The sequence below is a fragment of the Mesorhizobium sp. ANAO-SY3R2 genome, assembly GCF_042466635.1.
Taxonomy (GTDB): Bacteria; Pseudomonadota; Alphaproteobacteria; order Rhizobiales; family Rhizobiaceae; genus Aminobacter.
The window spans coordinates 2845768-2871123 of sequence record NZ_CP159955.1 but is presented as its reverse complement, the minus strand read 5'-3'; the positions used below and the strand labels follow the sequence as shown (position 1 = coordinate 2871123).

The 25356-nt window shown below is 63.4% G+C and carries 27 protein-coding genes; 19 read left to right on the top strand and 8 right to left on the bottom strand.

Translation table 11 applies throughout. The features are described from left to right. Positions 1-43: 43 nt before the first annotated feature. From ABSY17_RS18800 to ABSY17_RS18770, 7 genes are all read left to right on the top strand, one after another. A complete protein-coding gene (locus ABSY17_RS18800; protein WP_378943909.1) occupies positions 44-658 on the top strand; it encodes a TetR/AcrR family transcriptional regulator in 615 nt (204 codons plus the stop codon). 71 nt (positions 659-729) lie between these two features. Further along, positions 730-1656 (top strand): histone deacetylase family protein, encoded by a 927-nt coding sequence (locus tag ABSY17_RS18795; RefSeq protein ID WP_378952861.1) that lies wholly within the window; start codon positions 730-732, stop codon positions 1654-1656. Positions 1657-1659: 3 nt separating this feature from the next. Further along, complete coding sequence (locus tag ABSY17_RS18790) at positions 1660-1911, top strand: exodeoxyribonuclease VII small subunit (RefSeq protein ID WP_055978295.1); 252 nt, start codon at positions 1660-1662, stop codon at positions 1909-1911. 45 nt (positions 1912-1956) lie between these two features. Then, the gene (locus ABSY17_RS18785) at positions 1957-2877 is read left to right on the top strand and encodes a pirin family protein (protein ID WP_378943907.1); all 921 of its coding nucleotides are present in this window, start codon (positions 1957-1959) and stop codon (positions 2875-2877) included. Between the two features lie 72 nt (positions 2878-2949). Beyond that, a complete protein-coding gene (gene dxs, locus ABSY17_RS18780) occupies positions 2950-4863 on the top strand; it encodes a 1-deoxy-D-xylulose-5-phosphate synthase (protein WP_378943905.1) in 1914 nt (637 codons plus the stop codon). A 53-nt stretch (positions 4864-4916) separates the two neighbouring features. Then, positions 4917-5681 (top strand): TlyA family RNA methyltransferase, encoded by a 765-nt coding sequence (locus ABSY17_RS18775; protein ID WP_378943903.1) that lies wholly within the window; start codon positions 4917-4919, stop codon positions 5679-5681. Then, positions 5678-6919, top strand: coding sequence for a class I SAM-dependent RNA methyltransferase (locus tag ABSY17_RS18770; protein WP_378943901.1), 1242 nt, complete (start codon positions 5678-5680; stop codon positions 6917-6919). The genes ABSY17_RS18775 and ABSY17_RS18770 overlap by 4 nt, the downstream gene beginning before the upstream one ends. Positions 6920-6932: 13 nt before the next feature. Here the strand turns inward: ABSY17_RS18770 and ABSY17_RS18765 are convergent, their stop codons facing one another. The 4 genes from ABSY17_RS18765 to ABSY17_RS18750 form a co-directional block, all read right to left on the bottom strand. Then, complete coding sequence (locus ABSY17_RS18765) at positions 6933-7643, bottom strand: NAD-dependent deacylase (RefSeq protein ID WP_378943899.1); 711 nt, start codon at positions 7641-7643, stop codon at positions 6933-6935. 48 nt (positions 7644-7691) lie between these two features. Beyond that, a complete protein-coding gene (gene tldD / locus ABSY17_RS18760; RefSeq protein WP_378943897.1) occupies positions 7692-9104 on the bottom strand; it encodes a metalloprotease TldD in 1413 nt (470 codons plus the stop codon). 62 nt (positions 9105-9166) lie between these two features. Further along, positions 9167-9688, bottom strand: coding sequence for a GNAT family N-acetyltransferase (locus tag ABSY17_RS18755; protein ID WP_378952858.1), 522 nt, complete (start codon positions 9686-9688; stop codon positions 9167-9169). Positions 9689-9694: 6 nt separating this feature from the next. Continuing rightward, positions 9695-10210 (bottom strand): invasion associated locus B family protein, encoded by a 516-nt coding sequence (locus ABSY17_RS18750; RefSeq protein WP_378943895.1) that lies wholly within the window; start codon positions 10208-10210, stop codon positions 9695-9697. Positions 10211-10590: 380 nt separating this feature from the next. Between ABSY17_RS18750 and coxB the strand changes: the two genes are divergently transcribed. The 11 genes from coxB to rnhA all read left to right on the top strand — a co-directional run bounded on the left by coxB (position 10591) and on the right by rnhA (position 19665). Next, positions 10591-11454 (top strand): cytochrome c oxidase subunit II, encoded by an 864-nt coding sequence (coxB, locus tag ABSY17_RS18745; protein ID WP_378943893.1) that lies wholly within the window; start codon positions 10591-10593, stop codon positions 11452-11454. A gap of 39 nt (positions 11455-11493) precedes the next feature. Beyond that, positions 11494-13143 (top strand): cytochrome c oxidase subunit I, encoded by a 1650-nt coding sequence (ctaD, locus tag ABSY17_RS18740; RefSeq protein WP_378943891.1) that lies wholly within the window; start codon positions 11494-11496, stop codon positions 13141-13143. Between the two features lie 75 nt (positions 13144-13218). Further along, positions 13219-14160 (top strand): heme o synthase, encoded by a 942-nt coding sequence (locus ABSY17_RS18735; RefSeq protein ID WP_378943889.1) that lies wholly within the window; start codon positions 13219-13221, stop codon positions 14158-14160. Between the two features lies 1 nt (position 14161). Beyond that, entirely contained in the window at positions 14162-14320 is a 159-nt protein-coding gene (locus ABSY17_RS18730; RefSeq protein ID WP_378943887.1) for a hypothetical protein, read from the top strand. Next, positions 14317-14964: a cytochrome c oxidase assembly protein gene (locus ABSY17_RS18725; RefSeq protein WP_378943885.1), complete on the top strand. Its 648-nt coding sequence runs from the start codon at positions 14317-14319 to the stop codon at positions 14962-14964. Before ABSY17_RS18730 ends, ABSY17_RS18725 begins: the two co-directional genes overlap by 4 nt. 1 nt (position 14965) lies before the next feature. Then, the gene (locus ABSY17_RS18720; RefSeq protein WP_378943884.1) at positions 14966-15853 is read left to right on the top strand and encodes a cytochrome c oxidase subunit 3; all 888 of its coding nucleotides are present in this window, start codon (positions 14966-14968) and stop codon (positions 15851-15853) included. Between the two features lie 82 nt (positions 15854-15935). After that, complete coding sequence (locus ABSY17_RS18715; protein WP_378943882.1) at positions 15936-16322, top strand: DUF983 domain-containing protein; 387 nt, start codon at positions 15936-15938, stop codon at positions 16320-16322. Then, complete coding sequence (locus ABSY17_RS18710; protein WP_378943880.1) at positions 16319-17074, top strand: SURF1 family protein; 756 nt, start codon at positions 16319-16321, stop codon at positions 17072-17074. The genes ABSY17_RS18715 and ABSY17_RS18710 overlap by 4 nt, the downstream gene beginning before the upstream one ends. A 172-nt stretch (positions 17075-17246) precedes the next feature. After that, positions 17247-18257, top strand: a complete 1011-nt coding sequence (ispH, locus tag ABSY17_RS18705; protein ID WP_378943878.1) for a 4-hydroxy-3-methylbut-2-enyl diphosphate reductase — start codon at positions 17247-17249, stop codon at positions 18255-18257. Next, positions 18257-19219: a homoserine kinase gene (locus ABSY17_RS18700; RefSeq protein ID WP_378943876.1), complete on the top strand. Its 963-nt coding sequence runs from the start codon at positions 18257-18259 to the stop codon at positions 19217-19219. Before ispH ends, ABSY17_RS18700 begins: the two co-directional genes overlap by 1 nt. Further along, positions 19216-19665 (top strand): ribonuclease HI, encoded by a 450-nt coding sequence (gene rnhA / locus ABSY17_RS18695; protein WP_378943874.1) that lies wholly within the window; start codon positions 19216-19218, stop codon positions 19663-19665. The genes ABSY17_RS18700 and rnhA overlap by 4 nt, the downstream gene beginning before the upstream one ends. Before the next feature lie 48 nt (positions 19666-19713). On the opposite strand, the gene ABSY17_RS18690 is transcribed toward rnhA, so the two are convergent. Continuing rightward, positions 19714-20199: a peroxiredoxin gene (locus ABSY17_RS18690; RefSeq protein WP_378943872.1), complete on the bottom strand. Its 486-nt coding sequence runs from the start codon at positions 20197-20199 to the stop codon at positions 19714-19716. Positions 20200-20312: 113 nt separating this feature from the next. Then, a complete protein-coding gene (locus ABSY17_RS18685) occupies positions 20313-21119 on the bottom strand; it encodes a protein-disulfide reductase DsbD domain-containing protein (protein WP_378943870.1) in 807 nt (268 codons plus the stop codon). A 149-nt stretch (positions 21120-21268) separates the two neighbouring features. Here ABSY17_RS18685 and ABSY17_RS18680 point away from each other — a divergent pair, with 149 nt between their 5' ends. Then, on the top strand, positions 21269-21874 hold the full coding sequence (locus tag ABSY17_RS18680; protein WP_378943868.1) for a YqgE/AlgH family protein: 606 nt from the start codon (positions 21269-21271) through the stop codon (positions 21872-21874). Here the strand turns inward: ABSY17_RS18680 and ABSY17_RS18675 are convergent. Both ABSY17_RS18675 and ABSY17_RS18670 read right to left on the bottom strand, forming a co-directional pair. Next, a complete protein-coding gene (locus tag ABSY17_RS18675) occupies positions 21865-24753 on the bottom strand; it encodes an EAL domain-containing protein (protein ID WP_378943866.1) in 2889 nt (962 codons plus the stop codon). The two genes, ABSY17_RS18680 and ABSY17_RS18675, sit on opposite strands and share 10 nt — an antisense overlap. Before the next feature lie 2 nt (positions 24754-24755). Continuing rightward, positions 24756-25352, bottom strand: a complete 597-nt coding sequence (locus ABSY17_RS18670; RefSeq protein ID WP_378943864.1) for a GNAT family N-acetyltransferase — start codon at positions 25350-25352, stop codon at positions 24756-24758. Positions 25353-25356 lie beyond the last annotated feature (4 nt).

The following is a 25356-nucleotide window of genomic DNA, read 5'->3' as shown; positions in this document are numbered from 1 at the left end:
CATACGTCGTGTATGTGACATGTATGTGAATGGAGGCGAATACGTGCATAAGCCACGCAGGGAAATGATCGCCGAGACCCGTGCCAAGCTGATCGGCGCGGCCCGTCATGCTTTCGGCACGGTCGGATATGCCGATGCCTCCATGGACGATTTCACCTCTGCGGCAGGGCTGACACGCGGTGCGCTCTACCATCACTTCGGCGACAAGAAGGGACTTCTGGTGGCCGTCATCGCCGAGATGGATGCCGAAATGTCGGAGCGTTTGAGTGCCGTTTCGGCCAGGGCCGATAATCTCTGGCAGGGTTTTGTCGACGAGTGCACCGCATATATCGAGATGGCGCTGGAGCCCGAGATCCAGCGCATCGTGTTGCGCGACGGGCCGGCCGTTCTGGGCGATCCCCTGCAATGGCCTCATCAGAACGAATGCATACGTTCGATGACCCAAAGCCTGCAAAGACTGGTCGATAAAAACATGATCGTCCCCGTCGACGCGGAGGCCATGGCACGGCTGGTCAATGGAGCCACGCAACATGCGGCACAATGGATTGCCAATTCCCAGGAGCCGGAAGCCGCTTCCAAAAAGGCCGTCGCAGCGTTCACTGCCTTGCTGGAAGGACTTTTGGCGCCGAAGTCGAAGGATGGACAGGCTTCGGCCTAAACCTTGTTGAGCAGCTATTCCAACCGTGCGCCAAGCATGGTCAAAGTCGGCTGGTGCGCCTATATCGAGATATGGTCACCAGGCTCTATACGCATCCGATCTATCTCGAGCACTTGACGTCGGCCGGACACCCGGAGCGGCCGGACCGGCTGCGCGCCATACAGCGCGCGCTCGATGACGAGCCATTCGAGACGCTTGACCGCGCGGAAGCGCCCGAAGGTGACGAGCAGACGATCCTGTTCGTTCATCCGGAGCCGTTCGTCGAGAGCATTCGCCGGCAGGTGCCGGAGGAAGGGCTCGCGCAGATCGACGGCGATACCATCTTGAGCCCGAAGAGCTGGCAGGCGGCGCTGACGGCCATCGGTGCGGCGAACGCTGCCGTCGACGACGTCTTTTCCGGCAAGATCGACAATGTCTTCGTTGCAGCCCGCCCGCCGGGCCACCACGCCGAGAAAACCACGGCGATGGGCTTTTGCCTGTTCAACAATTCTGCGATTGCCGCGCGCTACGCGCAGCGCCGGTATGGCGCCGAACGCGTCGCCATCGTCGATTGGGACGTGCACCACGGCAACGGCACGCAGGATATCTTTTGGGAAGACCCGTCCGTGCTTTATTGCTCGACGCATCAGATGCCACTGTTTCCGGGCACCGGCGCCAAGAGCGAGGCGGGTGTCGGCAACATCGTCAACGCGCCATTGTCGCCGGATACCGGGAGCGATGATTTCCGCGAGGCCTTTCGCTCACGCGTGCTGCCGGCGCTCGACAACTTCGCGCCCGACCTGATCATCATTTCCGCCGGCTTCGATGCCCATCACCGCGACCCGCTGGCCGAGATCAACCTGACCGAAGCCGATTTCGACTGGGCTACGGGGCAGCTGATGGATCGCGCCGCGCGCTTCTCCTCGAACCGTCTCGTCAGCCTGCTCGAAGGCGGCTACGATCTTCACGGGCTGGCCTTTTCGGTGGCCGCCCACGTCAAGCGCCTGATGAAAGGATGAACCATGGCCGCTGAGCCCAATGACGAAATCAAGGCCATGAGCTTCGAGCAGGCGCTGGCCGCTCTGGAAAAGATCGTCGACGATCTCGAGCGCGGTGACGTGCCGCTCGACCAGTCGATCAAGATCTACGAGCGCGGCGAAGCGCTGAAGGCGCATTGCGACCGCCTGCTCAAGGCTGCCGAGGACAAGGTCGAGAAGATCAGGCTTTCGCGCGACGGCAAGCCGGTGGGCACGGAGCCGCTCGACGCCGAATAGGGGAATGCGGGGGGCTTTGCACGAGTTCAGTCAAGGAGCAAACCGATGAGTTTCTTCCCAGCCAACGATCCGACCCCGGGCGACGCCTTTTCCTGCGACCAGATCGAACTGATGGTCGTGCCCAACGCCAAGGACATCGACGGCTTCCAGGTTCGCCGCGCCTTGCCTACCGCACGGCGCCGGCTGGTCGGACCGTTCATCTTCTTCGATCGTATGGGGCCCGCGATCCTGCGTGGCGGCCACGCGCTCGACGTGCGGCCGCACCCGCATATTGGGCTTGCGACCGTGACCTACCTGTTCGACGGCAAGATCCGGCACCGCGATTCGCTCGGCACCGAAATGGTCATCGCACCCGGCGACGTGAACCTGATGACGGCGGGGCGCGGTATCGTCCATTCCGAGCGCACGCCTGAGGAACTGCGCGGCGCGCCGATGTCGGTTTCCGGGCTCCAGACATGGCTCGCGCTGCCGGACGACAAGGAAGAGATGGCGCCGCTGTTCGAGCACACCGTAGCTGCCGAGCTTCCGACATTTTCGGCGGACGGCGTTACTGGCAGGCTCATCATCGGCGACTTCAAGGGCGTACGTTCGCCGGTGCGCCGGGCTTCCGATACGCTCTATGCCGATATCTCGCTTGCGCCCGGCGCCCGTATTAAGATCCCCGCCGATGCCGAGGAGCGCGCCATCTACACCCTCGACGGCGAGATCGACATTCTTGGCGACCGCTTTCCGATCGAGCGCCTTTTGGTGTTTCGCCCCGGCGACGAGATCGTCGTGTCGTCGGAGACGGGTGCGCATTTCATGCTGTTCGGCGGTGCTTCGCTCGGCTCGAAGCGCTATATCTGGTGGAATTTCGTCTCGTCCTCCAAGGAGCGCATCGAGCAGGCCAAGAATGAATGGAAGACCGGCCGCTTCGATATCGTTCCCGGCGATGAGGAGGAGTTCATACCTCTGCCCGAAGGCTGAGGCGCGGCACCTCCACGCATTTACATTCAATGACTGCGGTCGTATCTGCCGCAGTTCAACTGGTGCGGATTGATGAACGCAAAGCCCGAAACGCCGCTGCTCGACAAGGTCCGCCTGCCGGCCGACCTGCGCACGCTCAATGAGGCGCAACTGCCGCAGCTCGCCAGCGAATTGCGGGCCGAACTGATCGACGTGGTCTCGCAGACCGGCGGGCATCTCGGCGCGGGCCTTGGCGTGGTCGAGCTGACGGTGGCGCTGCACTACGTCTTCGACACGCCCGACGACCGCATCATCTGGGACGTCGGCCACCAGGCTTATCCGCACAAGATCCTGACCGGCCGCCGCGACCGCATGCGCACGCTGAGGCAGGAGGGCGGGCTCTCTGGCTTCACCAAGCGCAGCGAAAGCGAATACGATCCCTTCGGCACGGCGCATTCCTCGACCTCGATCTCGGCCGGCCTCGGCATGGCCGTTGCGCGCGATCTCAAGGGCGGCCGCAACAATGTGATCGCCGTCATCGGCGACGGCGCGATGTCGGCCGGCATGGCCTATGAGGCGATGAACAATGCCGGTTCGCTGGATGCGCGGCTGATCGTCATCCTCAACGACAACGACATGTCGATCGCCCCGCCGGCGGGCGCGATGAGCGCCTATCTGGCGCGCCTTGCCTCTGGCCGCACCTATGCCGGCGTGCGCGAGCTCGGCAAGAAGCTGACCTCCTATCTCGGCCGCCGCGTCGACCGTGCAATCACCCGCGCCGTCGAGCACGCGCGCGGCTTCGTTACCGGCGGTACGCTGTTCGAGGAGATGGGCTTCTTCCACATCGGCCCGATCGACGGCCACAATCTCGAGCACCTGATTCCGGTGCTGAAGAATGTGCGCGACAACGGCACCGGCCCGGTGCTGATCCATGTCGTAACCCAGAAGGGCAAGGGCTATGCGCCGGCCGAAGCCGCCGCCGACAAGTATCACGGCGTCAACAAGTTCGACGTCATCACCGGCGCGCAGGCCAAGGCGCCGGCCAATGCGCCTGCCTACACCAAGGTCTTCGCCGAGAGCCTGATGCAGGAGGCGCGCGAGGACGACAGGATCATCGCCGTCACCGCCGCCATGCCTACGGGCACCGGGCTTGACCTGTTCGGCGAGGCGTTTCCGTCGCGCACCTTCGATGTGGGCATCGCCGAGCAGCATGCGGTGACATTCGCCGCGGGCCTTGCCACCGAAGGCTTGCGGCCGTTCGTGGCTATCTACTCGACCTTCCTGCAGCGTGCCTACGACCAGGTTGTGCATGACGTGGCGATCCAGAAGCTGCCGGTGCGTTTCCCCATCGACCGCGCCGGTTTCGTCGGCGCCGACGGGCCGACCCATTGCGGCGCCTTCGACACCGCCTATCTGGCTTCGCTGCCCGATTTCGTGGTGATGGCAGCGGCCGACGAGGCCGAACTGCGCCACATGGTGCGCACGGCTGCCGAATATGACGAGGGCCCGATCTCGTTCCGCTACCCCAGGGGCAACGGCGTCGGCGTCGACATGCCCGAGCGTGGGCAGGTGCTGGAGATCGGCAAGGGCCGGGTGGTCAGGGAAGGCTCCAAGGTGGCGCTGCTGTCCTTTGGCACGCGGCTCAAGGATTGCCTGCTCGCCGCCGAGGAATTGGGCGCTGCCGGTCTTTCGACCACGGTTGCCGATGCGCGCTTTGCCAAGCCGCTCGACACCGACCTGATCCGCCGGCTGGCACGCGAGCACGAAGTGCTGGTCACCGTTGAGGAAGGCTCGGTTGGCGGCTTTTCCAGCCAGGTGCTTGATTTCCTCGCCCGCAACGGCCTGCTCGACAACGGCCTCAAGGTGCGGCCGCTGACGCTGCCGGACAGCTTCGTCGACCACGCCAATCCCGACAAGATGTACGCCGATGCCGGGCTCGATGCGGCCGGCATCGTTCACGCCGTGTTTGCCGCGCTCGGCAAGTCGGAACAGGCCGTTCGCGCCTGAGCATTTCGAATGACTGCGCTTGCCTTGCGGGCGCGCATTCGCCATTGGAAGTCATGGACATCTCAAGGCAAGCTCGCATCAGCCTGCGGCTCGACGAACTGCTCGTCAGCCGCCGTTTCTTTGCGAGTCGATCGCGGGCCCGCGATGCAGTGACGCGCGGTGCTGTCACCGTCGACGGCCAGCCGGCCAAGAAGCCGGGGCAGTCGGTTGCGGCGGATGCCGAGATTGCGGTCGACGATCCGGCGCAGGCCTATGTGTCGCGCGCGGCGCTGAAACTAATAGCCGGCCTCGACCATTTCGGCTTTGATCCGGCGGCTAGTCATGCGTTCGACATCGGCGCTTCGACCGGCGGGTTTACGCAGGTGCTGCTGGAGCGTGGTGCGGCGCATGTGGTGGCGATCGATGTCGGCCACGGCCAGATGGATGCCAAGCTCAAGGCCGATCCGCGCGTGACCTGCCGGGAAGGGCTGAATGCGCGCAACCTGACGCTCGACGACCTCGACGGGCGGCGGCCGGACTTTGTCGTCTCCGATGTGAGCTTCATCTCGCTGCGCCTAGCGCTGCCCAATGCGCTTGAGCTTGCCGAGCCGGGCTCGAAGGCTGTCCTGCTGGTCAAGCCGCAGTTCGAGGCAGGGCGCGAGGCGATCGGCAAGGGCGGCCTGCTCAAGAATCCTGACGATGGCCCGCGCATGGCTGAAGAATTGTGCTGTTGGCTCGACGCCATACCGGGCTGGCGTGCGCTTGGCACATGCCCGTCGCCGCTCGAAGGCGGTGACGGCAATCATGAATATCTGCTCGGTGGAGTGAAAGATCGATGACGACACGGTTCGAGATTGCGCGGCTCGGCGCGCATGGCGACGGCGTCGTCGACATCAATGGCGGCCATGTGTTCGTGCCTTTCACACTGCCTGGTGAGACGGTGACCGCGGCCCGCGACAAGGACAGGGCGCAATTGCTCGCCGTTTTGGAGGCGTCGCCCCAGCGTATCGAGCCGGCCTGCCGCCACTTCACCGAATGCGGCGGCTGCGCCATCCAGCACCTGGAAGACGGGGCCTATCGCGAGTGGAAGCGCGGGTTGGTCGCCCATGCGCTGCATACGCGGGGCATCGATGTGCCGGTCGGCGAACTGGTTGCCTGTCCGCCGCACAGCCGCCGGCGCGCGGCGTTCACTGCGCGCAACACCGAAACGGGCTTGCATCTCGGCTACAACAAGGCTTTCTCCAATGTCCTGATCGACATTGAGGAATGTCCGGTGCTGCTGCCGGAGATCATCGGCGCCGCCAGCACCTTGCGCCACCTTGCAGGCATCATCTCCAATACCTCGAAGCCTTTCAGGTTCCTGGTTACCGCCACGGAGTCCGGGCTGGAGGTGGCGGCGAGCGACTGCGGCAAGCCGACCGAAGCAATACGCCGCGCTGCGACCGACTTCGTCATCAAATCGAAGATCGCCCGGCTTTCCATCGACGGCGAGATCATCGTCGAACCGGTGAAGCCGATGCTGACATTCGGCACGGCGACGGTGACCCCGCCGACCGGCGGTTTCGTCCAGGCGGTGGCCGAGGCCGAGCAGGCGATGGCGTCGCTCGTCACCGGCCATCTGCGCAAGGCCAAGAAGGTCGCCGACCTGTTCTCCGGCAGCGGCACGTTCTCGCTGCGGCTGGCGACAAATTCGGAAGTTCACGCCGTCGAGGGCGACGCAGCAGCCCTTGCCGCACTCGATCGCGGCTTTCGCTTCGCCAGCGGACTGAAGCGGGTGACCGTCGAGCGCCGCGACCTCGACCGCCGCCCGCTGACCTTCAAGGAACTGAATGCCTTCGACGGCATCGCCTTCGATCCGCCGAGGGCCGGCGCCGAAGACCAGTGCAAGCAGATCGCACGGTCGGACGTGCCGCTCGTGGCTGCCGTCTCGTGCAATCCGGCAACGCTGGCGCGCGACCTGCGCATCCTCATCGACGGCGGCTACAAGCTGAAGAGCGTGACACCGATCGACCAGTTTCTCTGGTCGCACCATGTCGAGGCGGTGGCGTTGCTGGAGAAGCCCAGGAAGAGGCGGTAGGCGCGGCCGCGGGCTACTTCCGTCCGTTCAGCAGGCGTTCGACGAAGGCCGGGACGACCTCGGTGGCGCGGCCGTGGATAGCCTCGTCGAAGAGGCTGTAGCCCTCGGAAGGTTCCAGGTTGAGCTCGGCCGTGCGGGCGCCGGCATGGCGCGCTTCCTCGACGAATCCGGCGGCTGGGTAGACATTGCCGCTCGTGCCGATGGACACGAACAGGTCGCAGCCGTCGAGGGCCTCGCCGATTTCCTCCATGTGGTAGGGCATCTCGCCGAACCAGACCACGTCGGGCCTGACATGGCCGACCGCTTCGCAGGTGGGGCAACTCGAGGCGCAGGACATGCTGTCCCGCCACGCATGCCTGGCGCCGCATCTGGCGCACAGCGCCTTGGCCAGTTCACCGTGCATGTGGACAGGACGCTGCGATCCGGCTCTTTCGTGCAAGTCGTCGATGTTCTGCGTGACGAGCAAGAGCTTGCCCTCGAACTCGCGTTCGAGCCGGGCCAGCGCGACATGGGCGGCGTTGGGCGCGACAGTGTCGAGGCCCGAACGGCGCGCGTTGTAGAAGTCGTGCACCAGCGCCGGATTGCGCGCAAAGCCCTCCGGCGTTGCCACGTCGCGGTAGTCGAACTTCGACCAGATGCCATCTCGGTCGCGGAAGGTGTCGACACCCGATTCGGCCGAGATGCCGGCGCCGGTGAGGATGACGATGGAGGAGGGCAGGGTCATACCTCGTCGCTCATAGTGCCTGGCAGGGAAATAGCGGTGGGCAGGAGGTCACACGCGTGTGCCGCCGACTGTCATCTGGTTCATGCGCAGATGCGGCTGGCCGACGCCGACGGGCACGCCCTGACCGGCCTTTCCGCACATGCCGATACCGGTGTCGAGCTTCATGTCGTTGCCGACCATGGAAACGCGGTGCATGGCGTCGGGGCCGTTGCCGATCAGCATGGCGCCCTTGATCGGCTGGGTCACCTTGCCGCCCTCGATCATATAGGCCTCGGTGCAGCCGAACACGAATTTTCCGGAGGTGATGTCGACCTGGCCGCCGCCAAAGGAGACGGCGTAGATGCCATTCTTGACCGAAGCGATGATCTCTTCCGGCGTCTTGTCGCCCGAGGTCATGTAGGTGTTGGTCATGCGCGGCATCGGCTGGTGCGCATAGGATTCGCGGCGGCCGTTGCCGGTCGCCTTCATGCCCATCAGTCGCGCGTTCTGGCGGTCCTGCATGTAGCCCACGAGCTTGCCGTCCTCGATCAGCACGTTGCGGCCACTCGGCGTTCCCTCGTCGTCGACGGTGATCGAGCCACGGCGCTCGGCGATCGTGCCGTCGTCGACCACGGTGACACCCTTGGCGGCGACCTGCTGGCCGAGAAGGCCGGCGAAGGCCGAGGTCTTCTTGCGATTGAAATCGCCCTCGAGGCCATGGCCGACGGCTTCATGCAGCATCACGCCCGGCCAGCCGGAGGACAGCACGATGTCGAAGGTTCCCGCGGGGGCGGGAATGGCTTCGAGATTGACCAGCGCCTGGCGCAGCGCTTCGCTGGCAGCGTTCTGCCAGCTTTCCTCGGTCAGGAACTCGTTGAAACTCTTGCGCCCGCCCGCGCCATACGAGCCGCTTTCCTGGCGATCGCCGTCGCCGACAACGACCGAGACGTTCATGCGCACCAACGGGCGGATGTCGCGCACGACCTGTCCGTCGCCGCGCAGGATCTCGACATGCTGCCAGGACGAGGCGAGCGAGGCCGTGACCTGGCGGACGCGCGGGTCCTTGTCGCGCAGCCAGGCATCGATTTCCTGCAACAGCTTGGCCTTGGCCTCGAAACCTGGCGAGGTAATGGGGTTTTCCTCGCCATAGAGATGGCGGTTGGTGCGGGCAGGGGCGTCGGCGAGAGTGCCGGAGTAGCCGCCCTTGACCGCGGATACGGCGTCGGAGGCGCGCAGCAGGGCTGCTTCGGACAATTCACTGGAGTGGGCGTAGCCGGTAGCCTCGCCGGCAACGGCGCGCAGGCCAAAACCCTGGTCTGTATTGAAATTGGCCGTCTTCAGTCGGCCATTGTCGAACATCAGCGCTTCGCCCTCGCGATATTCGAGGAACAACTCGCCGTCGTCGGCGCCCTCGATCGTGCTGGCGACGATCCGGCGCACGCGGTCTTCGGTGATGTCGAACTGGCTGAGAAGGCTGGTCATGGCGCTTGCCCTTCAATAAACGATTTTACCGGATGTAGGCGCGTGGGCACCATTCGACAACGTCACAACGAACCTAGACGGTTATCCAAGGTCAAGCGCCGTGCCATCATGATTTCGTCGATTTCCCGACCTTCGTGAAGAAAGCCACCGGGGATGCGGCCGATTTCGTGAAAACCTTCCCGAAGGTAGAATCGAAAGGCTGCTGGATTTTCAGCGCTTACGGCCAGTTCGACCTGTCGTACACCTAGTGTGCGGGCGTGGTCGAGCAGTAGGTCGAGCATCGCGGCAGCCCGCCCGCCGCCGCGTTCATTCTCGCGCAAATACACCATGATGATAGTGGCGCGGTGCGCCATCTTGCTGGGCTGCTGCGGCATGAGCCCCATGATGCCAACAGGCTCTTCTTCGTGGAAGGAGACCACCACCGAATTGTCTTTGAGGCGGCGCTGCCATTCCTCGTCGGGGAGCGTCGCCCAATCCCGTTCGCTGCTGGCAAAGGCCGCGGGGGCCAAGCGCAGGGCTTCCAGGCGAATCCGCTTGAAAATCTCGTAATCTTCGGGTGGGAGCAACTTCAAGGTCAAGGGCAGGCGGCCTCACGGCAGCGCCGCGAAACCTTCGGCGAAACCATTGAGGTCGACGGGGATGCCGATGCCTTCCTCAGGCGTCTGGAAGACGATGAAGGTGGCCGACTTGCCGGTCTTGAGCGTGTCGAGCAGCGGTTTGTCCAGGATCACCTCGGCATAGCAGCCATCCTGGAAGCAGCGCACGAAATAGGCGCGGCCGATATCCTTCTGGTCCACATTGAGGCCGAGGCCGTTGGGAAGCAGCACGCCGAGCGGGGCGAGCACGCGCAGAATCTCCGCCTTGTTGTCGGCGGTGCGCAGCACGACCACCGACAGTCCCATCTCCGGGCGGTCTTCGGCGATGACATTCTGCATCATCACGCATTGCTCGTTGGTGGCACCAGCGGGCGTGTCGCAGATGATCGACCATGCGCCATGGGTGGACTTGACCGTGCCGCTCTGCTGCTGGGCGCCGGCATGCATGGGAGCCAGGCAGGCGGCGGCGACCAACAGCTTCGCCAAGGTTTTAGACAGCCCAGACTTCATGACGGCTCCATTGCGAATCACGACAAACCACGTCGCGTGTAGGGTAAGTAAATAACAAGAAGGCTAAGTCGCCATCCTGCGATCTCACGTTTTCCAGACATTCAAGGCCGAATTGGCCCGAATTGCGACGTCTTTTGAAGGCATGACTGCCAACAACGCGGCGAATAGCACGCCCGCGCGCCCTTCAACTAGCGCCAAACGGGCCGTAGCGCCAGCCCGCTGGCCTGCGCGCAAAAATGCCGCATGAGTTACGCCTCTGCTTCCTTGCGGTTATAAAGAGAGTATGGTTTGAACCTCCGAACGTCTCCGGGATTCCCGTCCTGGAGCGGCACGATGTCCTTGCGGATAAGCCCGCACGGAAATGGGAGATACAGAGGGCGATGAGAAAGATCCTAGCTAGCGCCGTCGCGGCGACTGCTTCCCTTGCCAGCGTCGCGGCCTATGCGGCGCAGCCGGTGGACTGGCAGACCAATTTCCAGCCGGCGGCGACCGGCATCATGGAACAGATTACCTGGTTCGAGCGCTACAGCCTGTGGTTCATCGTCCCGATTACCCTTTTTGTTCTGGTTCTTCTGGCCTATTGCATCCTGAGGTTCCGTGCGAGCGCCAATCCGACGCCTTCGCGCACCAGCCACAACACGCTGATCGAGGTCGTCTGGACCGTCGGTCCGGTCGTGATTCTGCTGTTCCTGGCGGTTCCGTCGTTCCAGCTGCTGACGGCGCAGTATTCGCCGCCGGAAGAAGCCAAGCTGACGATCAAGGCCACCGGCAACCAGTGGAACTGGGACTACGAGTACCAGACGCAGGACCCGCTTTCCTTCAACTCGGCGATGCTGACCGAGGATGCCCGCAAGGCTGAAGGCAAGGAGAACATGGCCGTCTATCCCCGCCTTCTGGCGGTGGACAATGAGATGGTCGTTCCGGTCAACCAGGTGGTTCGTATTCTCGTGACGGCCAGCGACGTCATCCATGCCTTCGCCATGCCGGCCTTCGGCGTGAAGACCGACGCCGTGCCGGGTCGCATCAACGAGATCTGGTTCAAGGCGGAGAAGGAAGGCCTCTATTATGGCCAGTGCTCCGAGCTTTGCGGCAAGGACCATGCCTTCATGCCAATCGCAATCCGCGTCGTAAGCGACGCACAGTACAACACGTGGCTGGCTGCCGCGAAGTCCGACCTGCCGGGTGCCAACAAGGCGCTGATGGCCGAGACGGATGCAGCCAAGGTCGCGGCCGCCGGCAACTAAGCCGCGGCAGCATAGGGATCAGGGAACGGAGAGCGGATTATGGCAGGCGCTGCAGCTCACGAACACCACGACCACAGGCCTCGCGGCTGGGTCCGGTGGGTGTACTCCACCAACCACAAGGATATCGGGACACTCTACCTGATCTTTGCGATCATAGCGGGTCTCATCGGCGGCTTCCTGTCCGTCATGATGCGCTGGGAGCTCGCCGAGCCGGGCATCCAGATCTTCAACGGCCTGGCCGAGATGGTCTATGGCGTTGGCGGTGACTCGGCTGTCGATGCCGGCAAGAGCATGTTCAATGCGTTCACCACGGCTCATGGCCTGGTCATGATCTTCTTCATGGTCATGCCGGCGCTGATCGGTGGTTTCGCCAACTGGATGATCCCGATCATGATCGGTGCGCCTGACATGGCGTTCCCACGCATGAACAACATCTCGTTCTGGCTGCTTCCGCCTGCCTTCATCCTGCTGCTGCTCTCGGCCTTCATGCCGAGTGCGCCTGGTGCGCATGGCGTTGGTGGTGGCTGGACGCTCTATCCGCCGCTGTCGACCTCGGGTCAGCCCGGGCCTGCGATGGATCTTGCGATCCTGTCGATCCACATCGCCGGTGTTTCCTCGATTCTCGGCGCCATCAACTTCATCACCACGATCTTCAACATGCGCGCTCCGGGCATGACGCTGCACAAGATGCCGCTGTTTGCCTGGTCGGTGTTGATCACCGCCTTCCTGCTGCTGCTTTCGCTGCCGGTTCTGGCGGGCGGCATCACGATGCTTCTGACCGATCGCAACTTCGGCACGGCATTCTTCGCGCCTGAAGGCGGCGGCGATCCGATCCTGTACCAGCACCTGTTCTGGTTCTTCGGTCACCCTGAAGTGTACATCCTGATCCTGCCGGGCTTCGGCATCGTCAGCCACATCGTGTCGACCTTTTCGCGCAAGCCGATCTTCGGTTACCTCGGCATGGCCTACGCCATGGTCGCCATCGGCGCCGTCGGCTTCGTCGTGTGGGCTCACCACATGTACACCACCGGCCTGTCGCTCGACACGCAGCGCTACTTCGTGTTCGCCACCATGGTCATCGCGGTTCCGACTGGCGTGAAGATCTTCTCGTGGATCGCCACGATGTGGGGCGGCTCGATCTCGATGCGCACCCCGATGCTGTGGGCGATCGGCTTCATCTTCCTGTTCACGGTCGGTGGCGTCACCGGCGTGCAGCTGGCCAACGCCGGTCTCGATCGCGCCCTTCACGACACCTATTACGTCGTGGCGCACTTCCACTACGTGCTGTCGCTGGGCGCTGTGTTCGCGATCTTTGCGGCCTGGTACTACTGGTTCCCGAAGATGAGCGGCTACATGTACTCGCCGCTGATCGCGCGCACCCACTTCTGGGTCACGTTCGTCGGCGTCAACCTGGTGTTCTTCCCGCAGCACTTCCTCGGCCTCGCCGGCATGCCGCGCCGCTACATCGACTATCCGGATGCGTATGCCGGCTGGAACATGGTGTCGTCCTACGGCTCCTACATCTCCGCCGTCGGCGTCCTGATCTTCCTGTTCGGCGTCTTCGAAGCCTTTGCCAAGAAGCGCGTCGCTGGAGCCAACCCGTGGGGCGAGGGTGCGACCACCCTCGAGTGGCAGCTGTCTTCGCCGCCGCCCTTCCACCAGTGGGAACAGCTGCCGAAGATCAAGTAAGGCACTGACTGAAATTCGAAGCCGCCGGTTCAGCCGGCGGTTTCGGCCAAACGGAACGATTGGACGTAAGTACGCATGGCCATTGTCCACAACCGCATTGAAGACCAGACCTTCCGCGTCTCGGAAGCGACGGCGGGCGACTTCTTCGCCCTGCTGAAGCCTCGCGTCATGTCGCTGGTCGTCTTCACCGCCTTTGTCGGCATGGTTGCCGCACCAGACAAGCTCAATCCTTTCCTTGCCTTGATCGCGATCCTGGCGATTGCGATCGGCGCCGGCGCCTCGGGCGCCCTCAACATGTGGTACGATGCCGACATCGACGCGGTCATGACGCGCACGGTCAATCGCCCGGTGCCCGCTGGTCGCGTCCAGCCGGGCGAGGCCCTGACCTTCGGGCTCGTGCTTTCGGTTCTTTCTGTGATGACGCTCGGCGTCCTCATCAATTGGCTGGCGGCGGCACTGCTCGCCTTCACCATCTTCTTCTATGCCGTCGTCTATACGATGTGGCTCAAGCGCTGGACGCCGCAGAACATCGTCATCGGTGGCGCAGCCGGGGCGCTGCCGCCGATGATTGGCTGGGCTGCCGTGACTGGTGCGGTCAGCCTTGAGAGCGTCGTGCTTTTCCTCATTACCTTCCTGTGGACGCCGCCGCATTTCTGGGCGCTCGCACTGTTCAAGTCGCAAGACTATGAGCGCGCTGGCGTGCCCATGATGCCGAACGTCGCAGGCGAGGCCTCGACGCGCAGGCAGATATTCGCCTATTCGCTGCTGCTTGCCCCTGTCGGCGTGTTGCCCTGGCTGCTTGGCTACACCACTGTCGGCTATGGCGTCGTTTCGCTCGCGCTCGGCATTGGCTTTGTCTGGTACGCCTGGAAGGTGTTGCGCATGCCCGATAGCGATCGGGTGATGAAGCCGGCCAAGGCGCTCTTCGGCTATTCGTTGCTCTACCTGTTCGTGATCTTTGCCGCCTATCTGGCGGACAGCGTCATCGAGCGTGTGTTTGCGCTTGGAGGTGCATGAGATGTCTGACAACGACCTGATTACGCTTTCGGACAAGCAGAAAAAGGCGCGCCGCAGCCGCAACATTGCCATCGGTCTGGCCTTGGCCGTGCTTGTCATCATTTTCTATATCGCGACCATCGCCAAATTCGGTCCCGGGATCATGGATCGTCCGCTATGATCGAAGGTGTGAACGGCGCGACCCAAGCCGCCGAGGACAAGAAGAAGGCCCGTTCCAACGCCGTGGTTGCGGGCATGTGCGTCGCGTTCGTCGGCGGCATGGTCGGAATGGCCTACGCTGCCGTGCCGCTCTATGCGATGTTCTGCCAGATCACCGGCTATGGTGGCACGACGCAGCGCGTCGAGCAGTATTCGGACAAGATCCTCGATCGCGAGATCACGATCCGGTTCGACGCCAACGTGTCAGGGGGGCTGGCGTGGGATTTCCAGCCGGTGGCCCGCGACATCAAGATCAAGATCGGCGAGACCGCGCAGGCGCATTACAAGGCGCAGAACCGTTTCGACAAGCCTGCAGCCGGACGCGCGACCTTCAACGTCACGCCTGAATTGGCAGGATCCTACTTCAACAAGGTGGAGTGCTTCTGCTTCACCGATACGACGCTAAAGCCCGGCGAGTCGCTCGACATGCCAGTGGTGTTCTTCGTCGATCCGGATATCGTCAACGAGCCCGACCTCAAGGATCTCAAGACGATCACCTTGTCCTATACCTTTTTCCCGATTGAGGGGGAAAAGCCCGTAGCAGCCGCGCCCAAGGTCGACGGCGAAGCGAAAAATGTTAATTCCGACGGAAAAGCCGGGGGCTGATATGGCAGACGCGCACGCGAAACATCACGATTATCACATCATCGATCCCAGCCCGTGGCCGTTCCTGGGCTCACTGGGCGCGCTCGTCATGGCCTTCGGTGGCGTTGCATGGATGCAGCACATGAAGGGCTCGGTGTTCCCGATCTTCGGTTACAACGTTGCCAACGCCAACTACTGGATCTTCCTGGTCGGCGTCGCCATCGTGCTCTACACGATGTTCGGCTGGTGGTCCGATACGATCAGGGAAGGCAACGAGGGGCACCATACGCGCGTCGTCTCGCTGCACCTGCGCTACGGCATGATCATGTTCATCGCCTCCGAGGTGATGTTCTTCGTGGCCTGGTTCTGGGCGTTCTTCGACGCATCGCTGTTCCCCAATGAAGCGAACCAGTACATGCGCATGGAGTTCACCGGTGGCGTCTGGCCGCCCAAGGGCATCGAGATCCTCGATCCCTTCCACCTGCCGCTTTACAACACCGTCATCCTGCTGCTCTCGGGCACGGCTGTGACCTGGGCTCACCACGCCTTGCTTCACAACGACCGCAGGGGCCTGATCAACGGCCTGGCGATCACGGTCGCGCTTGGCGTGCTGTTCAGCTTCGTGCAGGCCTACGAGTACATCCACGCTCCGTTCGCCTTCAAGGACTCGATCTACGGTGCGACCTTCTTCATGGCGACCGGTTTCCACGGCTTCCACGTCCTCATCGGCACGATCTTCCTGCTGGTCTGCCTGTTCCGTGCGATGGCCGGTGCCTTCACGCCCAAGCAGCATTTCGGTTTCGAAGCTGCTGCCTGGTACTGGCACTTCGTCGACGTGGTCTGGCTGTTCCTCTTCGTCGCGATTTACGTCTGGGGATCGTCGGGCGGTACCATCGCCGCAGGCCACTGACACTGGACTTTCATGATGCAAGGCGGTCGCGGCAACGCGGCCGCCTTGTCTTTTTCGAAACGCCATCGATGAGGACCGAGCAATGAGCAAAGACCAGGCGATCTGGCCACCCGTCGAGCCGATAGCCGCCGGCCTCAAGGGCCGCTGCCCACGTTGCGGCGAGGGCAAGCTTTTTTCCGGTTTCCTCACGGTCGCCAAGCAGTGCGGGGTCTGCCGTCTCGACAATTCCTTCGCCGATGCCGGAGACGGTCCGGCGGTCTTCGTCATCCTGATCATCGGCTTTGTCGTGGTTGGCCTCGCTTTGTGGATGGAGGTGAACTTTTCGCCACCCACGTGGCTGCATCTGCTGCTCTGGATACCGCTGACGGTGGTGCTCAGCCTTGGATCGCTCCGGTTGATCAAGGGCGTTCTGATCACGCTGCAATATCGCAACAAGGCAGCCGAAGGGCGTCTGGACGGCAGCGAATGAGCGACGACGAGATCATGGCCCGACCTGCGGCCAAGCGCGGCACTTTCCTGATGCTGGTGCTCGGCACCATCGTCTTCGCCATATTGATCGCGCTCGGCAGCTGGCAGCTCCAGCGCCTGTACTGGAAGGAAGGGCTGATCGCCCAGATCGCCGAGCGGACGCATTCGCAGCCGCTCCCACTCGCCGAGATGGAAGTGAAGTTCCGCGCGACCGGCGACGTCGACTACTGGCCGGTGACGCTTTCAGGCACTTTCGAGCATCAGGGCGAGCGGCATTTCTTCGCTACCTGGGAAGGCCAGTCGGGCTTTTACGTCTATACGCCGCTCAGGCTGGAGGACGGGCGCTTTGTGCTGGTCAACCGCGGCTTCGTTCCCTACGACCTCAAGGATGCCGGCAAGCGTCCGCTGGGGCAGGTGGAGGGCGCAGTCCGCATCACCGGACTGGCGCGCGATCCGCTCGATGCCAAGCCCGGTTCCCTGGTCCCGGACAACGATCCAGTCAAGAACGTCTTCTACTGGAAGGATCGCGACGCGATGGCGGCCAGTGCCGGCCTGCCGGCGGACGCGGCGGTGCTGCCGTTCTTTGTCGATGCCGACAAGACCCCCAACCCGGGCGGCCTGCCGATCGGCGGCGTGACCATGATCGATATGCCAAACAACCATTTGCAGTATGTGGTGACTTGGTGGGGGCTGGCAGCGGCACTGCTGGGCGTCATGGGTTTCTGGCTGCTGCGCCGCCCGGAGCGCAAATGACGCTTGGAGCGCCGTGCGTCCGGCTGGACGCACAAAGGACGCTCTAAGAGTTTTCGAATCTGCGCATCGTGCTTGCCGACAATCGATTTCGATTTTCGGGCCGATGCGCCGGCGCCCTTGACAGCAAAGGGGCGCAGACATCATTTCGGCACGGAACGAAGAAGCGGATGCCATGCTCCAGACGACGACCAAACCGCCCCTGACGATCAGGCTCTGCCAACCACGCGGTTTCTGCGCCGGTGTGGATCGCGCGATCCAGATCGTCGTGCTCGCGCTCAAGAAATATGGCGCGCCGGTCTATGTCCGTCATGAGATCGTCCATAACCGCTATGTCGTCGAGGGTCTGCAGAATCTCGGCGCGGTGTTCATCGAAGAACTGCACGAGATTCCCGACGAGCATCACGATGCGCCGGTCGTGTTCTCGGCCCACGGCGTGCCGAAATCGGTGCCGGCGGACGCGGTGGCGCGTAAACTTTTCTATCTCGACGCGACCTGTCCTCTGGTTTCCAAGGTTCACAAGCAGGCCATGCGCCACCAGCGCCAGGGTCGCCATGTGCTGCTGATCGGCCACGCCGGCCATCCGGAAGTGATCGGCACCATGGGGCAGCTGCCGGAAGGTGCGGTGACTCTGGTCGAGACCGAGGCCGATGCCAGAAGCCTCGTGCCGGCCGATCCCGAGGCGCTGGGCTTCGTCACCCAGACGACGCTGTCGGTGGAGGACACCGCCGGCATCCTGCGGGCGCTGCAGGAGCGTTTCCCGGCGCTGCAGGCGCCGGCCGCCGAATCGATCTGCTATGCCACCACCAACCGCCAGGAAGCGGTGAAGGAGACGGCGCCTGGGGCCGACCTGTTCCTCGTCGTCGGTGCACCCAATTCGTCGAACTCCCGTCGTCTGGTCGAGGTCGCCGAGCGGGCAGGGGCGAAGATGTCGCTGCTGGTTCAACGCGCGTCGGAGATTCCCTGGAGCGACGTCGGCGGCATCACCACGCTTGGCCTGTCGGCAGGCGCGTCGGCACCGGAAATCATCGTCGACGAGATCATCAACGCCTTCCGCGAGCGCTTCGACGTGACCGTGGAACTCGCAGTGACCGCGACCGAAACGGAGGACTTCCCGGTCATGCGGGTATTGCGCGACGTCGAACTAACCCCGGCCGACATGGCATTCGTCAACGGTGTCCGCTGATGGCCGTCTATACCGACGTTTCCGAGGGCGAACTCGAGGCCTTCCTTCGTAACTATCCGGTCGGCGAACTGCTCTCCTACAAGGGAATCGCTGAAGGTACGGAGAACTCCAACTTCCTGCTGCACACCACGACCGGCGCCTATATCCTGACGCTCTACGAGAAGCGGGTGGAGAAGGCCGACCTGCCGTTCTTCCTCGGCTTGATGCAGCATCTCGCCCACAAGGGCATTTCCTGCCCGCTGCCGGTCGACGGCAAGGACGGCAACGTCATCGGCACGCTGGCCGGGCGTCCCGCGGTGGTGATCACCTTCCTAGAAGGCATGTGGATGCGCAGGCCCAAGGTTGTGCATTGCCGCGAGGTCGGCAAGGCCCTGGCCCAGATGCACCTGGCCACCCAGGATTTCGCCATGACGCGGCCGAACGCGCTGGCGATCGATGGATGGCGCAAGCTGTGGGACGCAGCGCGCCCGCGCGCCGACGAGGTCGAGCCCGGCCTGGCCACGGAAATCGATGCCGATTTCGCCGAGTTGGGCAGGGGCTGGCCTGCCGGCCTGCCGTTGGGCGTCATCCATGCCGACCTGTTTCCCGACAATGTGTTTTTCCTCGGCGACGAGTTGTCAGGGCTGATCGACTTCTATTTCGCCTGCAACGATCTCTACGCCTACGACCTCGCCACCTGCCTCAACGCCTGGTGCTTCGAGAAGGACTTTTCCTTCAACCTGACCAAGGGAGCCGCGTTGCTGGAAGGCTATCAGAGCGTCAGGCCGCTGAGTGAGGCCGAGAAGGCGGCGTTGCCGATGCTGGCGCGCGGCTCGGCGCTGCGCTTCATGCTGACCAGGCTCTATGACTGGCTGACCATCCCCGATGGCGGCCTGGTGATGAAGCGAGACCCGATGGAGTATATCCGTCGCCTGCGCTTCCACCGGGCGATCAAATCCCCGCAGGAATATGGTTTGAAATGAAGCATGTCGAGATTTTCACCGACGGCGCCTGCTCGGGCAATCCGGGCCCGGGCGGCTGGGGCGCGATGCTGCGCTACAACGCCAAGATCAAGGAACTGTCGGGGGGCGAGGCCGAGACTACCAACAACCGCATGGAGTTGCTGGCTGCCATTTCGGCGCTGAATGCGCTGAAGGAGTCGTGCGAGATCGACCTTCATACCGACAGCAAATACGTCATGGACGGGATCTCCAAGTGGATCCACGGCTGGAAGAAGAACGGCTGGAAGACGGCGGACAAGAAGCCGGTGAAGAACGGCGAACTCTGGCAGGCGCTGGACGAGGCGAACAAGCGCCACAAGGTGACCTGGCACTGGGTCAAGGGTCACGCCGGCCATCCCGAGAACGAGCGGGCCGACGAGTTGGCGCGGGAGGGCATGGCGCCCTTCAAGAATGGGCGCAAGGCCTGATCCGCAACTCCGGTAGCGCGCCGCTTGGCGACGCGCTCTCGGCGAGTATTAGAGCTGCTCGAGAATGCGGGCAGCGCCGGAATCGATGGCCTGGCCGGGCGAGCCTTCGATGTTGAGCTGCGTGACTTTGCCGTCCTCGATAATCATCGAGAAGCGCTTCGAACGCAGGCCCATGCCTGCCGCCGAAAGGTCGAGGTCGAGGCCGGTCGCACGGGCGAAGTCGCCGCTGCCGTCGGCCAGGAACAGCACCTTGCCTTCACCGCCGCTGAAGCGCGCCCAGGCGCCCATGACGTGGACATCGTTGACCGAAACCACCGCGATCGTATCGACGCCGCGGGCGATGATGGCGTCGTGGTTCTCGAGATAGCCGGGCAGGTGGTTGTTGCTGCAGGTCGGCGTGAACGCGCCGGGAACGGCAAACAGGACGATCTTCTTGCCGGCGAAGATCTCATCGGTGGTGAGGTTCTTGGCGCCGTCGGCGGTCATCGTCTTGAAGGTGGCCTGGGGCAGCTTTTCGCCAATCGCAATGGTCATGAATTTCCTCGTATGCGTTATGGTTGTCGTATTCAGCGCAGAACCGCTTCACAACTACAGCAGATACCGGGCTTGTCCAATGGCTGGGCCCTGGCGACTGCCGCACATCTCGCTCATGGGTAGGGCAGAAAGCCGTCGACGGCGCCCGCCGGGCTCGACAGCGTATATGGAATGCCCTTGCCCGAAGGCTTCGTCTTCGGCCGTTCCAGCACCTTCACGGTGAACATGGCCTTGCCGGCATCTGCCTGCCGCTCGGGCGTGCCGAACACGTAGCCGTCGGTGCCGGCGAGGAAGAGGTTGGTCCCCTCGGGAGCACCGGGGGATGTTGCCGTGATGGACATCCTTTCGCCTGCGCCAGAGGTCAGTTCGGCCCCGAATTCCGGCTCAGCGGGCGCTGGAAGCGCGGCAAAGGCCCCCGTCACCAGCGCGGCATTCTCGGCATTGTCCGGATCGCTGGCCGGATCCAGTTCGAGCCTCGCCTGCACCGGCACGCAGATCGATTCGCAGACGCCGAGGAAGATGTCCGCGACGATCGATGAGGGCTGGCCCGGGGAGGGGACGGTCAACGTAACCGGCAAGCGGACCGGATGATCGTAGCCGGCCCATTTGGCGTAGCCGTCGTCATGGAGCTGCGGCGCGGGAAACGAAAACTCGGCCGCCGAGATGTTGCTGCTTGCCGAAATGTCGATCTGGGGCGGCACTCCGGAATTTCCGGGATCGCGCCAGTATGTTTTCCAGCCCGGCTTGAGCTCGACGTCGAGCACGCCCCGGAGGCTGCCCGATTCATCCGGTTGGCCGCTGGTGACGAGCCGAATGCGGGCGCCCTCCATTTCGGACCATGCCGACGAGGAGGCGAATGCCGGTGCTGCGGCCAAAGCGGCCACGCCCAAAGCTGCAATGAAAGAGATCCTGGAAGTCATGGTGGTGATTTGATCGTCTCCTGTCGTCATCGCAACATGTGCAGCGTTCACCCCGGCATCATTTTTCCGTGACGTCACAGGGAGAAGTTGAAGGTTCGGGCCATTGTGGTGCCCTTTCAAGACAACACGAAACGCGCTAGATTCCGCTCATGGATATCCTGCAGAAAAAGGGTGCCTCCGAGCGCGGTTTCCTCGACGATCAGTTCCTCATCGCCATGCCCGGCATGAAGGATGATAGGTTCTCGCGTGCGGTCATCTATATCTGTGCCCACAGCGACGAAGGCGCGATGGGCCTGATCATCAACCAGGTCCAGCCGCTGCTTTTCACGGACCTTCTGGTGCAACTCGGCATTCTCGACGAGCAGGAAGCGATCAGGCTGCCGATGAAGTCCAGGGACCTCATCGTCCGCAATGGCGGTCCGGTCGACCGCAGCCGTGGCTTCGTGCTGCACACCGACGACTACAAGGTTGAATCCTCGCTGCCGGTTTCGGAGGAAATCTGCCTGACGGCGACCGTCGACATCCTCAGGGCGATTTCCGCCGGGCGCGGGCCGCGCCACGCGCTGATGGCGCTGGGCTATTCCGGATGGGGCGCGGGCCAGCTCGAAAGCGAAATCGCCGCAAATGGCTGGCTGACCTGCCCGGCGACGCCGGAACTGCTGTTCGACGCCGACATCGAGCGGAAATACGACCGTATCCTCGCCTCGCTGGGCATCGACCTCGTGCGGCTGAGCAGTGCCGCCGGTCACGCCTGAGCCAGCGGATACTGCTCTTTCAGCATCTTCAGGGCCTGCTCGCCGGGGACCGGCGCGCCGAACATGAAGCTCTGCACATATTCGCAGCCCATCTGCCGTAGTTCGAGCGCGTCGCTCTCGTCGGAGATGCCTTCGGCGACCACCGACAGTCCCAGTTCGTGAGCCATGTTGACCATCGACTTGATCAGCACCGCGCGCTTGGGCGAGGTGTCGTCGACGAAGCTCTTGTCGATCTTGATCGTGTCGAAGGGGAAGCGCGTCAGGTAGGACAGCGACGAATAGCCGGTGCCGAAATCGTCGAGCGACAGGCCGATGCCGAGCTGTTTGAGCTTGGTCAGGACGTGGTTGGTCTGCTCGGGATTGTCCATCACAAGCGATTCGGTGAGTTCGAGGCGGAAGCAGCGTGGCTTGAGATTGGCTCGCGCGATAACCGAACGCACATCGCTGACGAGATCGCGGCGGATGAGCTGGCGGCTCGACAGATTGACCGACACCGACAGCGGCACGTCGCCGATCTGCTTCTGCCACTCGGCAAGGTCCTCGGCCGCGCGTTGCATGGCGAACAGGCCTAGCTGCACGATCAGGCCGCAGCCTTCGGCGACGGGGATGAAGTCGCCCGGCGGGATCATGCCGCGGCGCGGATGGTCCCACCTCAAAAGCGCTTCGAAACCGGCGACGCTACCGTCTTCCAGCCGCACGATCGGCTGGTAGGCAAGGGTGAACTCCTTGCGCTCGATGGCGCGGCGCAGGTCCGATTCAAGCTGCAGCCGGTCGGTGCCGACGCTGCGGAAGGCCGGACGGAACGGTTCGATGCGGTCGCCGCCGAAACGCTTGGCCTGGTGCATGGCGAGCTCGGCATCCTTGACCATGTCCTCGGCCGAGGCCTGGGCGGTGGTCCAGGTGATGAGGCCGACCGAAGCGGTCAGCACGATCTCGCGCTTGGCGAAGGTGATCGGCGCCCTGATCGCCTGCTTGATGGCGTCGGCCACGGCGGCGATGCGCGAGGGGTCCTGCTCGGAAAGCAGCATCAGGGCGAACTGGTCGCCGGCAAAGCGCGACAGCGAGTCCTTGGGCTTGAGCAGGCGGTGCAGGCGCCGGGCGATGGTGAGGAGGATGGTGTCGCCGGCCGAGATTCCCAGACCGTCATTGACCAGCTTGAAGCGGTCGATGTCGATGACGAAGACCGACGGCCGCACCTTCTCTTCGGTGCGGGCAATGGAGATGATCGCCTCCAGCCGGTTCATGAACAGTTCGCGGTTGGGCAGGCCGGTCAGGTTGTCGTGCACCGCATCGTGCAGCAGCCGCTCTTCCGATTTTTTCTGCTCGGTCACGTCGACCATGGTGCCGACGCAGCGGATGACTTCGCCATCCGAGCCGATTACCGGCCGCGCCTTCAGCGAAAACCAGTGGTAGTGGCCGTCTGCGCCACGCAGGCGGAAATCCTGTGCTACCCGGCCGCGGCGATGCTCGAGAACCACGTCGAGCGTGGTGCGGAAGGTATCGCGGTCGTCTGCATGCAGCACCGGCAGCCAGTTGCGCGCCGGCCCGCCAAGGCTGTTGGGCTCAAGGCCAAGCTGCAGGCTGACGTCGGGGCGGGTCACGACGCGGTCGCGCAGCACATCCCAGTCCCAGACGACGTCGCCCGAGCCGGCAATCGCCAGCGCCTGGCGCTCCATGTCGCTGAACAGGCCCTGGTGTAGGGCACCGCCGGCAAAGGCGTGCTGCATGACGGTGAAGCCGATGAGCAGGATGATGAGGATCAGGCCGCCGCCGAGCGCGGGCTGAACGATGTCATTGTCGAGAAGGCCGGTAATCGCCATCCATGAACCGGTCAGCCAGATCAGCACCATGGCCCAACTGGGCACCAGCATGATGGCGCGGTCGTAGCCGCGTATGCCAAGGAAGACGATCAGCCCGAGCCCGGTGATGGCAGTGGCCGCAAACGAGATGCGCGCGATGCCTGCGGCCACTGCCGGATCGATGATGGCGACGCCGGCGATCAGCACCAGGCCGAATATCCACACGAACGCGCCGTAGCTGAAATGGCCGTGCCAACGGTTGAGGTTGAGATAGGCGAACAGGAAGACCACGAATGTCGCCGCAAGCGCCACCTCCGTTCCCGCTCGCCATATCTGCTCGTTGCCCGGGGAGACCTCGATGACCTTGTTGAGAAAGCCGAAGTCGACGCAGATATAGGCGAGAACGGCCCAGGCGAGCGCTGCTGTCGCCGGGAACATCGAGGTTCCCTTGACCACGAAGAGGATGGTCAGGAACAGCGCCAGAAGACCGGAGATGCCAATGACGATGCCACGGAACAGCGTGTAGGAGTTGACCGAGTCCTTGTAGGATTCAGGCTCCCACAGATAGACCTTCGGCAGCTTGGGCGAGGCCAGTTCGGCGATGAAGGTGACGACCGTGCCCGGGTTCAGCGTGACCAGGAAGACGTCGGCGTCGGGGCTCGCCTGCCTGTCGAGCGCGAAGCCCTCGCTCGGCGTGATCGCGGCGATACGGCTGGAGCCGAGGTCCGGCCAGAACACGCCCGAGCCGACGAGCCGGAAATGCGGCGCCACGATCAGGCGATCGAGCTGCTGGTCGGTGGTGTTGGCAAGCGCGAACACCGCCCAGTCGCCGGTCGAGCGCTTGTCGTTGGCCTCGACCTCGATGCGGCGGACGATGCCGTCCAGCCCGGGTGCCGTCGAAACCTGAAAATTCTCGCCCTGATTCCTGTAGATCTCCACGGCGCCCGAAAGGTTCAGCGCGACGTCGTCACGGGAGATCTTGATCGGCTCCACGGCCTGCGCCTGCGACACCGCGCAGACGCTGGCAACAAGTGAGACGACAAGCGCCAGCAGCGGCGCCAACAGGAAATGCTTAGACAAGTTCAGCCCTTCATGATGACGGCGTGCGGAACGTCCGCGATCAATGCGTAGAGATAGTGGTCGTGCCATTCGCCGTTGATCCTGAGGTAGGATCGCAAAAGTCCTTCGCGCCGGAATCCGGCTTTTTCAAGCACACGGATAGAGCGCCCATTGTCGGGGATACAGGCAGCCTCGATCCGGTGCAACCGAAGCGTATCGAAGGCGTGGCGGACAACAAGGCGAACAGCGTCGGCCATGAAGCCCTGGCCGGCATAGCGTTCGCCGATCCAGTAGCCAATGTGCCCGCTCTGGGCGACGCCGTAGCGGATGTTGCCGAGCGTGATGCCGCCGATCAGCTTGTTTGTCGCATTGTCGTAGATGAAGAATGCAGCCGCCGTACCCTGGATGAACTCGTCCTGGTAGCGGGAGAGGCGGACGCGCCACGCTGACCGTTCCAATTCATCGGGCGCCCAGCGCGGCTCCCATGGCTCGAGGAAGGAACGGCTTTCCGCACGTAGCGCCGCCCATTCGCGATAGTCGCGCCAGTTCGGCATGCGCAGGGTAACGCGCTCGCCTTTGAGCGCCGGTGTGTCGCGGCGAAAGAGCGAGAACGAGAACATGGAC